Origin of the sequence: Kitasatospora sp. NPDC056184, from assembly GCF_042268405.1 — a bacterium.
Taxonomy (GTDB): Bacteria; Actinomycetota; Actinomycetes; order Streptomycetales; family Streptomycetaceae; genus Kitasatospora.
The window spans coordinates 1-15,159 of the sequence record NZ_JBHJUI010000015.1 but is presented as its reverse complement, the minus strand read 5'-3'; the positions used below and the strand labels follow the sequence as shown (position 1 = coordinate 15,159).

The following is a 15,159-nucleotide window of genomic DNA, read 5'->3' as shown; positions in this document are numbered from 1 at the left end:
GGGGGGTGGGTTGGGTGGGGGGGCCGGGGGGGGGGCGCCCGCCCGCCCCCCCCCCCCCCCCGCGCCGCAAGCGTGGCACCCAGCTTCGCCGCATGAGTGGCCCGCGGCCTGTGCAGGCCGTGGCCGGGACGGTCGCCGTGCGGGTGGACGGCCGCGCCCAAGTGGGCCGGGGCGGCTCCCGTCACCGCGATGTCACCCATCCGGTCCGTCCGCAGCACCCTGGCGCCCAGCGCCCGCAGCCGGTCCACCGTGCGCGGCGAAGGGTGACCGTACGGATTGTCCTCACCGCAGGAGATCAGGGCCAGCCGGGGACTCAGCGCCGCCGTCAACTCCCAGTCCTGGTAGGCCGAACCGTGGTGCGCCACCTTCAACACGTCCACCTCGCCCTCCTTCCCTTCCGTCCTCAACCTGCTCAACAGGGCCTCCTGCGCCGGCGGCTCCAGATCACCCAGCAGGGCCATCCGCACACCACCCGCCAGAGTCACCAGCAACGCGACACTCGCGTTGTTCGCACCCGACACCGCCGTCGACTCCTCTCCGTCCGGCCACAGCACCTCCCACGAGACCCCGGCCCCCACGGACCGGCGCTCACCGCGCCGCGCCCGCGTCAGCGGGACCCCGGCCTGCGCCGCCCATCCCGCGACCCGGGCGGCCTCGCCCGGTGGATCGTTCACCGCCGTCCCCTGCACCACCCCGACCCGCCGACCGCGCAGCACACCCGGCAGTCCCTCGACGTGATCGGCGTGGAAGTGCGTGGCCAGGAAGAGCGGCACCCGGGTGATCCCCAGATCGCGCAGACAGCGGTCGGCCGCCTGCGGATCCGGACCCGCGTCCACCACCACCGCGCTGTCGGGCGGGTCGCCGTTCTCCGGAACCACCGGCAGCACCACCATGTCGCCCTGCCCCACGTCGCACATGACCAGCCGCCAGTCCGGCGGCGGCCAGCCGGTCGCGATCCGGGCCAGCAGCGGCGGCCGCAGGAGCACCACGAGCAGGACCACCAACAGGACGCCCACCACCACCGGGCGAAGCCCGCCGCCGGCGCGCCGGCGCAGCAGTGCGGGCACCGCGCAGCAGAGCGCCGCCGTGCCGACGGCGAGGCTCACCGTGCCGAACCACCCGCCCGGCCAGGACAGCTGACCGCCCGGAAGCTCCGCGCCGTGCCGGGCGACCGCGGCCAGCCAACCGGCCGGGACGGCGGCGGGCTCGGCGAGCAGCCGGGCCAGCGGGGGTGAGAACGGGTCGAGCACCAGGACCGCGAACCCCAGCAGGGTCGCCGGGGCCACCGCCAGCTCGGCCAGCAGGTTGCACGGGATCCCGACGAGGCTGACGTGCCCGGACAGCACCACCGTCACCGGCGCGCAGAGCGCCTGGGCCGCCGCCGTCGCCCCGACGGCGCCCGCGAGGTGGTGCGGCCAGCCCCGCGCCCGCAGGGCGTCCGCCCAGCGCGGGCCGAGGACCAGCAGGCCGGTCGTGGCGAGCACCGACAGCAGGAAGCCGAAGGAGCGCGCCAGGTACGGGTCGAGGAGGACCAGTAGCAGGGCCGTGCCCGCCAGCGCCGGCACCGCCTGGCGCGGGCGGCCGGTGGCCAGTGCCAGCAGCCCGAGCAGTCCCGTCCCCGCCGCCCTGAGCACGCTGGGCTCCGGGCGGCAGATCGTCACGAAGGCCAGCGTGACGGCGGCGCCGAGCAGCGCCGTGGTGCGCAGCGGGATCCCGAGCAGGGCGGCGAGTCCGCTCCGTTCGGCGGTGCCCGCCCGCCCCGGGGCGCCGAGCAGCACCCCCAGCACGATCGCGAGGTTGGCCCCGCTGACCGCGACCAGGTGGGCCAGGTCAGTGTCCCGGAACGCCTCCCAGAGGTCGTCCGGCAGCCGGGAGGTGTCGCCCACGACGAGACCGGGCAGCAGTCCGCGCTCGTCCGCAGGCAGGCCGTCGGTGGCCTCGCGCAGCCCCGCCCTGAGCCGCCCGGCGATCCGCTGCGGCAGGCTCGGCGGCGCGAGCCGGCGCGGTTCGCCGTGCGCGATCAGCAGCACCGCCGACTCGCCCGTGCGCTCGTCCGACGGACGGACCGTCACCTCGGCGGCGAGCCGGGTCGACGGCAGCAGCCGTTCCCACGCCCCGGTGTCCTCACCGCGGACCAGGACGGTGACCGGTGTGCGGGTGCGGACGGTGCGCGGGCCCGATGCGTCCGGGAGGGCGCCGTCGGGAACGGTGACGCGGTCCACCACGGCGTCCACGGTGAGCAGGGCCTGCCCGGCACCGGAGCCACCGCGGGAGAGGCGCACGCGCGGATCCCCGGTGAGGGTGAGGTCGACGCCGACCTCCGCTGCCGGGGCTGCGGCGCGGGCCAGTTCGGGCAGCGGCCCGCGGTGCAGGTCCGCGGTGTGCAGCAGGGTGGCCGTCGCGGCGGCGGCCGCAGTGAGCAGCACGGCCGCCAGGGTCACCGTGGCGGACCGGTGGCGGAAGGGGCCGACGCCCGCGCCCGTCCTGCGGGCGAGGAGGACGAGGCCGAGGAGCGCCGCCGTGCCCGCCGCGACCGCCAGGACGGCAACGTGCCCGGGGCCCAGGCCGAGGACCGCGGCCGTCACCGCCCAGGCGGCGACGGCGGGCAGCAGCAGGCGGAGGTCGTTCGGACGCGGCGCGCCGGGGGCGGCGGCGCCAGGGGTGGTGGCGGCGGTGGCGATGACGGCACCTCCTCTCGGGCGGGGGCGGGCGCGGGCAGGGCGGCGGGGACGTCAGAGGGTCAGCAGCGGACGGAGTTCCGCGTACGTGCGCTCGCCGATTCCGCTGACCTGCCGCAGCTGGTCGAGCGAGCGGAACGCACCGCCGTGGGAGGCGCGGAAGGCGATGATCCGCTGGGCGAGGGTCGGGCCGACGCCTGGCAGGGTGTCGAGCTGTTCGAGGGTGGCGCGGTTGAGGCTGACCGGCTGTTTCGACGCCCCGGCGGGCGGTGGCCCGGTGCCCGCCCCGGCGGCCGGCTGGGGGCTCGGCTCGCCGACGAGGATCTGTTCGCCGTCCGCCAGGACACGGGCCAGGTTGAGGTTCCCGGTGTCCGTCCCGGGCAGCGGCCCACCGGCCACCCGCAGGGCGTCGGCGACCCGGGATCCGCCGGGCAGGGTGTGCACTCCCGGGGTGCCGACCCGGCCGCCGACGTCGACCACCACGACGGTGCCCGGCGCCGCGCCGCCGGTGTCGCTCCCCGCCGCGTCTCCCGCCGCGCTGTCGGGCGGGCCCGGTCCGGGGGCGGCCTCCGACGGAACCGAGGCGACGGCGACGGCCGGCACCTCGACCGGCTGCGGCCGCGCCAGCCAGAAGTGCTGGACGCCGTAGCCGACGGCGAGCAGGAGGAGCACGAGCAGGCCGACCACCGCCCGCCGGTCGAGCATCAGCGCACGGCCCGTCCACGGGTGCTCGCCGCCGACCGGTAGCGCGCCGTCGGACACGGCGCGCTCGGACACGGCCGGGCCGGACGCCGGGCCGGACGCCGGGTCACCGGTGGCCGCCGCCCGGAGGGGCGCCGCGTACACCGAGGGCTCGGTGTCCGGGGGTTCACCGGCCTCCGGCAACAGGGCGGCCATCCGCAGGCTCGCGGTCTCGTTGACCCGCTGGATCTCGTGGCGCTTGCGCGCGCCGATGCGCATGCTCGTCATGCGGAGCACGGTAGGAACCGCCCGGGCGGCGCGCGGAGATCGCCGAACACCTGTGGAAAACCCGGGGGTTGTGGACGAAGAAGCTCACCCGCAGGGGGGAGGAACAGCGTCAGGTGTTGACGAACCAGGTGAGCCGGGCGGTGAACCACCCGGCGAACCCGGCGAACCGGGTGGACCAGGTGAACCGGACGAACCGGCGCCCCGTCACCGGGGCGAGACCACCACCGCCAGCAGCCCGGGCCCGACGTGGGCGCCGATCACCGCCCCCACCTCCCCCACGTACAGGTCGCGCAGCCCCGGCACCCGCCCCCGCAGCCGTTCGGCGAGCGGCTCGGCCCGGTCCTCCGCCGCCAGGTGGTGCACGGCGATGTCGACCTCCCGCTCCCCCGCCCGCTCGACCGCGATCTCCTCCAGCCGGGCGATCGCCCGGGACGCCGTACGCACCTTCTCCAGGGGCTCGATCCGCCCGCCGTCCAGGTGCAGCAGCGGCTTGACCGCGAGCGCCGAGCCGAGCAGCGCCCGCGCGGCGCCGATCCGGCCTCCCCGGCGCAGGTACTCCAGGGTGTCGACGTAGAAGAAGCCGCTGGTCATGGCGGTCCGCCGGGCGACGGCCGCCGCCGCCTCGTCGAGTCCCTCCCCGGCCGCGATCGCCTCGGCCGCCGCCAGCACCCCGTACCCGAGTGCCATGCCGACCAGCCGGCTGTCCACGACCCGCACCGGCACGGGCGCCTCGGCGGCCGCCAGCCGGGCGGCCTCCGCCGTCCCGGACAGCTCGCCGGAGATGTGCACCGAGACGACGCCCCGCGCGCCGCCCTCGGCCGCCGCCCGGTAGGCGGCGGCGAAGGACTCCGGGCTGGGCCGGGAGGTGGTGACCCGGTGCTTGCCGCGCAACGCCTCGGCGACGTCCTTCGGGGAGATCTCGACACCCTCGGCGCGCACCTCGTCGCCGACCGCGACGCTCAGCGGGACCACGGTGATCCCGTGCCGGTCGACGGCGGGCTGGGGCAGGTAGGCCGTGGAATCGGTGACGAGTGCGAGGTCGGCGGGTGCGCGGTCGGCGGGCATGAGGCGGAGGTTACTCCCCGCCCGGGCCGGACGGCAGCATCCGGGTCACCGCTCAGCCGGCCGAGGGCCCGGTGGACGGCTTGCGCAGCCGCTGCGCCAACGTGGCCACCGGGTCGGCGAGGCCGAGCAGGTCCTCGGCGCTGGGCCGGCCCCGCCCGTCCGTGAGCCCGGGCCGGCCCCCGCCGGCCCCACCGGCCTCGCGCGCCGTCCCGGAGGCCCCGCCCGCACCCGCCTCGCCGGAGCCGCCCGTCGCGCCGGAGGCCCCCGCAGCGGCGTCCCAGTGCCGCAGCGCCCCGGCCTCGTCCTCGCACTCCTGGCTCAGCCGGCTCAGCTCGTCCTCCGCGAACCGGTGCATCCGGTCCTGAGCGGCCCACCGCATTTTCTCCGCCGCATGCGTGATCCGCTCGGCCCGCTCGCGCAGCTCCGGCAGCTTCGCCGCGACGCGCCCGGCGTCCGGCTCGCGCTCCAGCCCCCGCAGCTCGCCGTCCAGCTCCGCCGCGTGGGCCTCCAGCCGCGCCAGCAGCGCGAGCGACTCGCCGAGCTGGCCGTCCTGGGCGACGCCGCCCTGCAGCACCTGCCGGGTGCCGTCCAGCGAGGTCCGCAGGCGCAGGCGAACGGCGGAGATCTGCCCCTGCGGGCCGGTCTGGGTGTAGGTCTTGGCCTTGAGCGTGACGTTCTCGACCGCTCGGCGGGCCTTGGCCTCCTGGCGTTCCATCTTCTCGCCGACCGCCCGGGCAGCCTTCACCAGGCCGACGACCACGAGCACCGCCACCCCGATGCCGAACAGCAGGGCGAGTACGAGCAACACCCCGAGGATCTCCATCACGCGCCACCTTCCGCCAGCCGAACCGGCCCCACCGTGCCCAACGCGGGCCGGCCCACCGAGGGTTCCACGGTAGCCCCGGCGACCGCCCGGCGGAGCGCCGATCAGGGCTGCCGGGGCGGAGTTCAGGGACGGGTTCAGGGACGCCTCGGGGTGATCCCCGAGTCGCCGGAGTCCCCCTTGAACGCCCCAAGCCCCCCGCAGCCCCCAAGCTCCCCAAGCCCCCCGATACTCTCCGAAGCCCCCCGGCACGCCGCGGGGCGGGCGCTCCCGGAGGAACGCCCGCCCCGCACCGGCAGCGGCCTCAGCCGGTGACGATGTTGACCAGCTTCGGCGCCCGCGCGATCACCTTGCGCACCTCGGCCCCGCCGATCGCGGCGACGACCGCCGGGTCGGCCAGCGCCAGCGCCTCCAGCTCGGCGTCCGAGATCGACGGCGCGACCTCCAGCCGGGCCTTGACCTTGCCCTTGACCTGCACCACGCAGGTCACCGTCTCGTCGACGACGTACGCCGGGTCGGCCACCGGGTAGCCGGCGTACGCCAGCGAGTCGCCGTGGCCCAGCCGCCGCCACAGCTCCTCCGCGATGTGCGGCGCCAGCGGGGCGACCATCAGGACCACCTGCTCGGCCACCGACCGCGGCGTGGAACCGCGCTTGACCAGGTAGTTGTTCAGCTCGATCGCCTTGGCGACGGCCGTGTTGAAGCGCAGCCCGGCCATGTCGCCGCGAACGCCGTCGACGGCCTTGTGCAGGGCGCGCAGCGTCGCCTCGTCCGGCTCCTCGTCCGTCACCACCAGCTCGCCGGTCGCCTCGTCGACGATGTTGCGCCACAGCCGCTGCAGGAAGCGGTACGAGCCGACGACGGCGCGGGTGTCCCACGGGCGCGAGACGTCCAGCGGGCCCATCGACATCTCGTACAGGCGCAGCGTGTCGGCACCGTACTCGTCGGCGATCTCGTCGGGGGCGACGGCGTTCTTCAGGGACTTGCCCATCTTGCCGGCCTCGCGCTTGACCGGCTCGCCCTGCCAGAAGTACTGGCCGTCGCGCTCCTCGATCTCGGCGGCGGGCACCGGGAAGCCGCGCTCGTCACGGTAGACGTCGGCGGTGATCATGCCCTGGTTGAACAGCTTGTGGAACGGCTCGACGGACGAGACGTGGCCCAGGTCGTGCAGCACCTTGTGCCAGAAGCGGGCGTACAGCAGGTGCAGGACGGCGTGCTCGGCGCCGCCGACGTACAGGTCGGCGCCGCCGCCCGGCTTCTGCTCGGTGGGGCCCAGCCAGTACCGCTCGTTGGCCGGGTCGACGACCTGCTCGCGGTTGGCCGGGTCGATGTAGCGCAGCTCGTACCAGCAGGAGCCGGCCCAGTTGGGCATGGTGTTGGTCTCGCGGCGGTACGTCTTCGGCCCGTCGCCCAGGTCCAGCTCGACGTTGACCCAGTCCTCGTTGCGCGACAGCGGGGTCTTCGGCGTGGAGGTGGAGTCGTACGGGTCGTAGGTGTGCGGCGAGTAGTCGTCGACCTGCGGGACCTCGACGGGCAGCATCGACTCGGGCAGCGCGTGCATGACGCCGTCCTCGTCGTAGACGATCGGGAAGGGCTCGCCCCAGTACCGCTGGCGGCTGAACAGCCAGTCGCGCAGGCGGTAGTTGACGGTGCCTTCGCCGATGCCGCGCGCGGTCAGCCAGGCGGTGACGGCGGCCTTGGCGTCGACGACGCGCAGGCCGTTCAGCGCGATGCCGTCCTCGGTGCCCTCGTCGTGGGCGGAGTTGACGATGACGGAGTCGTAGGTGTCGAACGCGTCGTCCCAGCCGGCCGGGTCCTCGCCGCGCCCGTCGGTGGGCTCGACGACGCAGCGCATCGGCAGGTCGAAGGCGCGCGCGAAGGCGAAGTCGCGGTGGTCGTGGGCGGGGACCGCCATGATGGCGCCGGTGCCGTAGCCCATCAGCACGTAGTCGGCGATGAAGACCGGGACGGGCTCGCCGCTGACCGGGTTGACGGCGTAGGCGCCGGTGAAGACACCGGTCTTGACCTTGGCCTCGACCTGCCGCTCGACGTCGGACTTGGCGGCCGCGGCGGCGCGGTAGGCGGTGACGGCCTCGGCGGGGGTGGCGGCGCCGCCGGTCCACGCCTCACGGGTGCCCTCGGGCCAGGCGGCGGGCACGATCGTGTCGACCAGCTCGTGCTCGGGGGCCAGCACCATGTAGGTGGCGCCGAACAGGGTGTCGGGGCGGGTGGTGAAGACGGTGATCTTCCGCTCGCCGACGGCGAAGTCGACGCGGGCGCCCTCGGAGCGGCCGATCCAGTTGCGCTGCTGCAGCTTGATGGCCTCGGGCCAGTCCAGCAGGTCCAGGTCGGCGATCAGCCGGTCGGAGTAGGCGGTGATCCGCATCATCCACTGGCGCAGGTTGGACTTGAAGACGGGGAAGTTGCCGCGCTCGGAGCGGCCGTCGGCGGTGACCTCCTCGTTGGACAGCACGGTGCCCAGGCCGGGGCACCAGTTGACCGGCACCTCCTTGGCGTAGGCCAGCCGGTACTCGCCCAGCACGTCCTCGCGCTCGGCGCCGTTCAGCTCGGACCAGGCGCGGCCGCCGGGGACCTCACGGGTGCCGTTCTCGAACTCGGCGACCAGCTCGGCGATCGGGCGGGCCTTGGCGGCCTGCTCGTCGTACCAGGAGTTGAAGATCTGCAGGAAGATCCACTGCGTCCAGCGGTAGTACTCGGGGTCGATCGTGGCGATCGAGCGGCGCGGGTCGTGGCCCAGGCCCAGCCGGCGCAGCTGCTGGCGCATGTTGGCGATGTTGGCCTCGGTGGAGACCCGCGGGTGGGTGCCGGTCTGCACGGCGTACTGCTCGGCGGGCAGGCCGAAGGAGTCGTAGCCCAGGGTGTGCAGGACGTTGTAGCCGTTCATCCGCTGGTAGCGGGCGAAGACGTCGGTGGCGATGTAGCCCAGCGGGTGGCCGACGTGCAGGCCGGCGCCCGAGGGGTACGGGAACATGTCCATGATGAAGCTGTGCGGCTTCGCGGCGACGTCCGCGGCGGCCGGGTCGGCCAGGTCGCCGGCCGGGTTGGGGGCGTGGAACGTCCCCTCCTTCTCCCAGATGTCCTGCCAGCGGGACTCGATCTCCGCCGCCAGGGGGGCGCTGTACCGGAACGGCGCGGTCGCGGTGTCGGCCGCACCGGACGCAGGGGTCGTCTCGCTCATGGTCCTTCAAGCTCCATCGATGTCAGTTGGCGAACCGGCGTTCCGGGCCGGCGACGGGACGGGGTGCCCGGGACGGGGCCCGGACGGACGCCGGGCGGCGGGCCCGGGCGGAAAACAAAAAAGCCCCTCGCAGGAGGGGGTGCCACGCCGACTCCGGCTCCGCCCTCGGGCGTGGCCGGTCCTGGTCAGCGCGGCCGACTAAGGAGCAGGCGCGCGGTTCGCATGGGCTCAGGGTACCGCAAGGGGGTCAGCGGCCTCCCGGGGATACCGCCGACGCGCCCGCCGCCCCGTCCCCGGCCACCCCGGCCGGAACGGCCCGCTCCGGGCCCTCCGAGGCGTCCGGGACCCCCGCCGCGGCCGCCGCCTCCGCCTCCGCCGCCGTCTCTGCCGCCGCCTCCGCCGCCTCCGCCGAACGGAACGCCGCGTCGATCCCGCGCAGCGCCCGCGCCACCCGCTCCGACTGCATCCCCGCAGCCAGCGCCCGCGCCCGGTCCGCGGTGCGCACCGCCTCGGCGGCGTCGCCCGCCAGCCGCTGCGCGTCGGCCAGCCGGACCATGAGCAGGGCCCGTGCCCGCGCCCTGCCCGGTCCCAGACCCGCCACCGCCTCGGTCAGCAGCGCCTGCGCCCGCCCGTGCTCGCCCAGGAACAGGTACCCCTCCCCCACCATGCCCGCGAGGTCCGCCCGCTCCTCGCCCGGGGCGCCACCCGGGACACCGCCCGGGGCACCGTCCAGCTCCGCGAAGGCCCGCTCCGCCGCCTCGGCGAGCCCGTCCGCCGCGCCGCGCCGCCCGTGGGCGCGGGCGATCCGGCCGAGCTGCAGCGCCCGGTCGGCCGGGGCGAGATCGTCCCCGGCCGCCTCCACCGCCTGTGCGAGCACCGCGACCACGTCCAGCCCGCGCCCGCCCGCGCTCCAGGTGGCCAGCGCCACCAGGCCGCCGAGCACCGCCACCCCGTCCCGGCGCTCCCCGCTCAGGTGCGCGGCGCGCAGCGCGGCCGCGAACGCCCGCTGCGCGGTGGCGTCGTGGCCGAGGTCGAACGCGGCCCGAGCGGCGAGCCGGGCGAGGCGGCCCGCGGCGCCGTAGAGCGCCCGGCCGAGCGGTTCGTCGTACCGGCCGAGTTCCAGCAGCTTGGCCACCATGGCCAGTTCGGCGCGGGCGGGGCCGAGGACGAGTCCGCCGCCGCAGGATCGTTCCAGCCGCTGCTTGCTGCCGTGGGCGGCCGCGAGTTCACCGATCACCGCGGGGTCGACGCGCAGCGCGCCGTCACCGGCGAGGGCGGGCGGCGGGGTGGCCAGCCGGCGGGCGGCCTCGGCGAGGTCGGCGCCGCGGAAGAGGTCGGTGAGGCGGACGGGGCCGGCGTCGGCGGCGGTCTCGCGCAGCGCGGTCTGCGCGGTGTCGGCCGTCCATGGGTCGGTCAGCAGGCGCGGGGAGAGGATCTTGGCACCGCGGTGGCCGCCCATCGGGCCCCAGAGCTGTTCGTAGGTGACGGCGATGCCGAGGGTGCGGCCGAGCACCTCGCAGACGGCCTGGTCGTGCGGGCTGCGCGGGACCATGCCCCGGTCGCGCCACTTGTAGGGGGCGGTGGAGCTGATCGCGAGCCGGGCGGGGACGGTGAGGTTGACCTCGCGGGCGAGCCGCTCCGGGCTCCAGCCGAGCTGGTGGAGTATCCGGGCGAGTTCCTCGTTGCGTCTGCGCGCCAGATCGGCCATGGCTCCGACGGTAGCGGTCCGCCGGGGGCCGCCGCCGGGAGGTCGTGGGAAAGCCGTGAACGCCGAAGGCCGCCTCCCGTGCGGGAGGCGGCCTTCGTTTCCTGTGGAGCTACGGGGAATTGAACCCCGGACCTCTTGCATGCCATGCAAGCGCTCTACCAACTGAGCTACAGCCCCTTGACCTGCGATGTCACCGGGGGTTCCGTTCCGTTTCCCTCGGCGACATCGACTACTTTACACGGTCCGGGGGGTGCTCCACGAATCCGTTTCCCCGGCGGCCGCCTACCCGCCCGCCGACCGCTCCTCCCGGACCTCCGACCGGACCTCCGCAGCGGCCGCCGCAGAGGTCGCCACGGAATCCGCCGCCGAAGCCACCGCGGGGACCTCAGAGACCGCCGGCCGAGCCGCCGCAGCGGCCTCCCGCCGCCCGGCCGCCACCGCCCGGGTGGCGAGGCCGGCGGCGAGCACCACGGCCCCGCCGACGACGGCCGCGGCGAGCAGCAGCGCGTGCCCGGAACCGCGGGCGGACGCCGGCGCGTCGACCGCCCCCAGGAACACCGAGCCGACCAGCGCGATGCCGACGACCTGGCCGAGCTGGACCGCGGTGGCCACGGTCCCGCTGGCGTCCGCCGCGTCGGCGGGCGCGACCCGGGCGAGCGCCCCGGCGAACAGCGGCGCGTAGGCGCAGCCGGCGAGCAGCCCGAGGACGGCGGAGAGCAGCAGCGCCCCGGCGCCGACCTCGGCCCCGTCGCGCAGCAGGAAGCCGAACAGGACGTAGCCGACGGCGAGCAGGCCGGTGCCGAGCTGGGGCAGCACACCGTGCAGGCGCCGGGGCAGCCGCTGCCAGTACAGGCTGGCGAGACCGAAGCCGGCGGCGATCGGCGCGGAGCAGAGTCCGGCCCGCAGGGCGCCGGATCCGAGTCCGGACTGCTGGTGCAGGGCGAAGGAGAACATGAAGCCGGCGAAGGCCAGGAGGATCATGAACAGCGCGCCGACGGCGGGCAGCAGCCCGGCCGTGCCGAGCACCCGGCCGCTGATCAGCGGCTGTCCGCCGCGCCGGGCGATCCGCCGCTCCACGACCGCGAACAGGGCGAACAGCAGCGCGCTCGCGCCGAGCATCGCCCAGCCCCAGCCGGGCCGGCCGAGTTCGTGGCCGAGCACCAGCGGGACGACGAGCAGCCCGAGGGCGGCGGCGAGCACCAGCAGGCCGGGCAGGTCGAAGCCGCGATCGCGGTCGCCGGGCAGCCGCGGCAGCAGCCGGGTGCCGGCCGCCAGCAGCAGCACGCCGATCGGCACGTTGACCAGGAAGACCGGGCGCCAGCCGAATCCGAACAGGTCGGCGTTGACGAGCACCCCGCCGAACACCTGCCCCGCCGCGATGCCGCCGGCGAGGACGGCCGAGTACAGGCCCAGCGCGCGGATGCGGGCCTGGCCGGTGAAGGTGCGCTGGACGAGGCTCATCACCTGGGGGACCATCAGGGCCGCCCCGGCGCCCTGGAGCAGCCGGAAGGCGATCAGCCAGCCGGTGGCGGGGGCGATCCCGCAGGCCAGCGAGGCGGCGGTGAAGGCGGCCAGGCCGCTCTGGAAGAGCCGGCTGTAGCCGTAGCGGGCGCCGAGCCGGGCGCCGGTGATGAGCAGGACGGCGTAGGCGATGGTGTACCCGGCCACCACGAACTGGAGGGCGGCGCCGGAGGCGTGCAGGTCGGTGCGGATGGTCGGCACGGCGACGTTGACGATGGCGGTGTCGAGGACGGCCATGAACTGGCCGCCGAGGACGAGCGCGAGGAGCGGTCCGGGCCGCGCGACGGACGCCGCACCGGACCTGCCGGCGGGCGAGGCGGCCCCGGCCGGGCGGCGCCGGGTCTGGAGATCGGTCATGCGTCGAGCCTCGGGGCGGCCCGGTACCAGTGGTTAGAGCCTGCGGATCCTGGTACCGGCAGCACCTGTTTCGCCCCGCCGGGCTGCGGCACCATGGCGGGTATGACCGTCGCGGACACCCCCGGCACCGTCAAGACCGGCCCCCCGGCCAAGCGCCCCGCGGAGGGCGCGGCCCCCACCGGCGCGGCCCCCGCCGACCGGGCCCCTACCGGTGCGGCCCCCGCCGGCCGGCGCGACCGCCACCGCACCGAGCTGGCCGAGTACCTGCGCGCCCGCCGCGCCCGGATCTCCCCCGAGGACGTCGGCCTGCCGCCCGGCCTGCGCCGCCGCACCCCGGGCCTGCGCCGCGAGGAGGTGGCCCAGCTCGCCGGGGTCGGGGTCACCTGGTACACGTGGCTGGAGCAGGGGCGCCGCATCAACGCCAGCGCCCAGGTGCTCACCGCGGTGGCCCGGGTGCTCCTGCTGGACGCCACCGAGCGCGAGCACCTGTTCCGGCTGGCCGGGGTGGCGGTACGGCCGCCGGCGGACCCGGAGCCGGTCCTGGACCCGTCGACCCAGGTGATCCTGGACGCGCTGGTGCCGCTGCCGGCCGCCGTCTCCAACAGCCGCTACGACGTGCTGGCGTGGAACTCCACCTACGAGGCGCTGTTCGCCGCGAGCCGGGTGCGGACGCACGACGGCTGGTTCAACAGCCTCTGGTGCACGGTGACCAGCCCGGACTGCTGCAACCCGTTCCTGAACCGGGGCGAGCAGCTGCCGCAGATGGTCGCGGTGCTGCGCGGCGCGTACGGCCGGCACGTCGGCGAGCCCCGGTGGGAGCGGTTCGTCCGGTCGCTTCAGGACGCGAGCGCGGAGTTCCGGGAGCTGTGGGCCCGGCAGGAGGTGTCCTCCCGGCGGACGACGCTGAAGGTGTTCCGGCACCCGCGGGTGGGCGTGCTGCGGCTGAACGCGACGTACCTGACGATCCCCGGGGTGCCGGAGGCGTACGTCGCCGTCTACACCCCGGACGCTCCGGAGGACCGCGCGCGGGTGGAGCAGCTGGCGGTGCTGCCGCCGGGCGGCTGGGCGGCCCCGTGCGGCCACACCCGCACCGGGCCCGCCGGCTGAGCCGCGACCCCGCCCAGGAGCGCCGTCGGGAGCCCTGCCGGACACGCCGCCGGGAACGCCGGAAGGCCGCCACCCACCGGGTGACGGCCTTCCGTAGTCTGTGGAGCTACGGGGAATTGAACCCCGGACCTCTTGCATGCCATGCAAGCGCTCTACCAACTGAGCTACAGCCCCGCGACACACGCGGCCCTCACGGACCCCGGGTGCGGAGTGGAGCTACGGGGAATTGAACCCCGGACCTCTTGCATGCCATGCAAGCGCTCTACCAACTGAGCTACAGCCCCTCACTCGTTCGCTCGGATTTCCCGCTTCCCTTCCGGGCCGCGTTCCCTCCGTGCGAACGAGGAAGACTCTAACCGCAAAGGCCCGGAACTGCGAAATCCGTTCCCCGGGGCCCCCTCCGCACCTCCGTCCGGAGGACCTCAGGTGTCGTCGCCGATGACCGGCTGCGGCAGGGTGCCCGCGTTGTGCTCCAGCAGCCGCCAGCCCCGCGCGCCCCGGCCCAGCACGGACCAGCAGCAGTTCGACAGCCCGCCGAAGCACTCCCACAGCTCCGGCTCCAGGCCGAGCATCCGCCCGAGCATGGTGCGGATGGTGCCGCCGTGGCTGACCACGACCAGCGTGCCGTTCTCGGGCAGCTTGCCGGCCGCGTCGAGGACCACCGGCACGGCGCGGTCGGCGACCTCGGTCGCCAGCTCGCCGCCACCGCGCCGGACCGGCTCGCCCTGGGTCCAGGCCGCGAACTCCTCGGGGTAGCGCTCGCGGATCTCCGCGTTGGTCAGCCCCTGCCAGGAGCCCGCGTAGGTCTCGCGCAGGCCCTCGTGGTGCTCGACGTCCAGGCCGGTGACCTCGGCCAGCTCCTCGGCGGTGCGCCGGGCCCGCCGGAGGTCGGAGGAGATCAGCAGGTCAGGGCGCAGACCGGAGAGCAGCCGGGCGGCCCGCTGCGCCTGCAGCACGCCCTGCCCGGTCAGTTCGATGTCGGTGGTGCCCTGGAAGCGGGATTCGAGGTTCCAGGAGGTCTGGCCGTGCCGCCAGAAGACGATGCGCGGACCCCGCGCGTCCCGGCTCAGCTGTAGTCCTCGGCACCGAAGTCGTCCGCCGGGGCGACCTCGGCCGGGGCGACGGCGTTGCCGGCCGCGTCGGTGTGGGCGTCGGGGCGGTTGCGGGAGGCCAGGGCGTCCTCGGGCAGCGGCAGCTCGGGGCAGTCCTTCCAGAGGCGGTCCAGCGAGTAGAAGGAGCGCTCCTCGGAGTGCTGGACGTGCACGACGATGTCGAGGTAGTCGAGCAGGATCCAGCGGCCCTCGCGCTCGCCCTCCCGGCGCACCGGCTTGATGTCCAGCTTCTCGCGCAGCTGGTCCTCGATCTCCTCGGCGATCGAGCGGACCTGGCGGTCGTTGCTCGCGGAGGCGATCAGGAAGGCGTCGGTGATCGACAGCACCTCGCTGACGTCGAACGCGACGATGTTGTGGGCCAGCTTGTCGGCCGCCGCCTGGGCGGCGACGTTGATGAGTTCCTGGCTGTGCTCAGTGGCGGTCACGGTGTTCTTCCGGCTCGGCGGCTTGGGGGCGCCCCGTGCGCGGTGCGCCGGGGATCGCCTTCCAGGATCTCACGCCGCCCGGGCGGCCCCGGAACCGTTTGACGCTGTTGGCGAATTCGGGGTCGTGATCATTTTGCCCCGCCGAGCTAGTGCTCGGCGGGGCGAAGTGCTGCGAAGTGGGTGGTGCGGGTGCGG

General features: G+C 75.4%; 10 protein-coding genes and 3 tRNA genes. 1 reads left to right on the top strand and 12 read right to left on the bottom strand.

Annotation, left to right across the window (positions count from 1 at the left end; translation table 11 throughout):
• From ACFC0B_RS26820 to ACFC0B_RS26785, 8 genes are all read right to left on the bottom strand, one after another.
• The coding region (locus tag ACFC0B_RS26820) for a ComEC/Rec2 family competence protein (protein ID WP_376090844.1) at positions 1 to 2,585 on the bottom strand (2,585 nt) is incomplete at its 3' end.
• 147 nt (positions 2,586 to 2,732) lie between these two features.
• Positions 2,733 to 3,647, bottom strand: coding sequence for a helix-hairpin-helix domain-containing protein (locus tag ACFC0B_RS26815; RefSeq protein WP_376090841.1), 915 nt, complete (start codon positions 3,645 to 3,647; stop codon positions 2,733 to 2,735).
• Positions 3,648 to 3,851: 204 nt separating this feature from the next.
• Positions 3,852 to 4,712 (bottom strand): DegV family protein, encoded by an 861-nt coding sequence (locus ACFC0B_RS26810; protein ID WP_376090838.1) that lies wholly within the window; start codon positions 4,710 to 4,712, stop codon positions 3,852 to 3,854.
• A gap of 52 nt (positions 4,713 to 4,764) precedes the next feature.
• Complete coding sequence (locus ACFC0B_RS26805; RefSeq protein ID WP_376090835.1) at positions 4,765 to 5,535, bottom strand: hypothetical protein; 771 nt, start codon at positions 5,533 to 5,535, stop codon at positions 4,765 to 4,767.
• A gap of 304 nt (positions 5,536 to 5,839) precedes the next feature.
• A complete protein-coding gene (gene leuS / locus ACFC0B_RS26800) occupies positions 5,840 to 8,734 on the bottom strand; it encodes a leucine--tRNA ligase (RefSeq protein ID WP_376090832.1) in 2,895 nt (964 codons plus the stop codon).
• A 247-nt stretch (positions 8,735 to 8,981) separates the two neighbouring features.
• Complete coding sequence (locus tag ACFC0B_RS26795; RefSeq protein WP_376090829.1) at positions 8,982 to 10,442, bottom strand: hypothetical protein; 1,461 nt, start codon at positions 10,440 to 10,442, stop codon at positions 8,982 to 8,984.
• Positions 10,443 to 10,546: 104 nt separating this feature from the next.
• A tRNA-Ala gene (locus tag ACFC0B_RS26790) sits at positions 10,547 to 10,619 on the bottom strand.
• A 105-nt stretch (positions 10,620 to 10,724) separates the two neighbouring features.
• Entirely contained in the window at positions 10,725 to 12,320 is a 1,596-nt protein-coding gene (locus ACFC0B_RS26785; protein ID WP_376090826.1) for an MFS transporter, read from the bottom strand.
• 102 nt (positions 12,321 to 12,422) lie between these two features.
• Here ACFC0B_RS26785 and ACFC0B_RS26780 point away from each other — a divergent pair, with 102 nt between their 5' ends.
• Positions 12,423 to 13,427 (top strand): helix-turn-helix transcriptional regulator, encoded by a 1,005-nt coding sequence (locus ACFC0B_RS26780; RefSeq protein WP_376090823.1) that lies wholly within the window; start codon positions 12,423 to 12,425, stop codon positions 13,425 to 13,427.
• Positions 13,428 to 13,528: 101 nt separating this feature from the next.
• Here ACFC0B_RS26780 and ACFC0B_RS26775 read toward each other — a convergent pair.
• The 4 genes from ACFC0B_RS26775 to rsfS all read right to left on the bottom strand — a co-directional run bounded on the left by ACFC0B_RS26775 (position 13,529) and on the right by rsfS (position 14,964).
• Positions 13,529 to 13,601: transfer RNA gene (locus tag ACFC0B_RS26775), tRNA-Ala, on the bottom strand.
• 37 nt (positions 13,602 to 13,638) lie between these two features.
• Positions 13,639 to 13,711: transfer RNA gene (locus ACFC0B_RS26770), tRNA-Ala, on the bottom strand.
• Positions 13,712 to 13,849: 138 nt separating this feature from the next.
• The gene (locus ACFC0B_RS26765) at positions 13,850 to 14,497 is read right to left on the bottom strand and encodes a histidine phosphatase family protein (RefSeq protein WP_376091281.1); all 648 of its coding nucleotides are present in this window, start codon (positions 14,495 to 14,497) and stop codon (positions 13,850 to 13,852) included.
• Entirely contained in the window at positions 14,494 to 14,964 is a 471-nt protein-coding gene (rsfS, locus tag ACFC0B_RS26760; protein ID WP_376090820.1) for a ribosome silencing factor, read from the bottom strand. The genes ACFC0B_RS26765 and rsfS overlap by 4 nt, the downstream gene beginning before the upstream one ends.
• Positions 14,965 to 15,159: the final 195 nt, after the last annotated feature.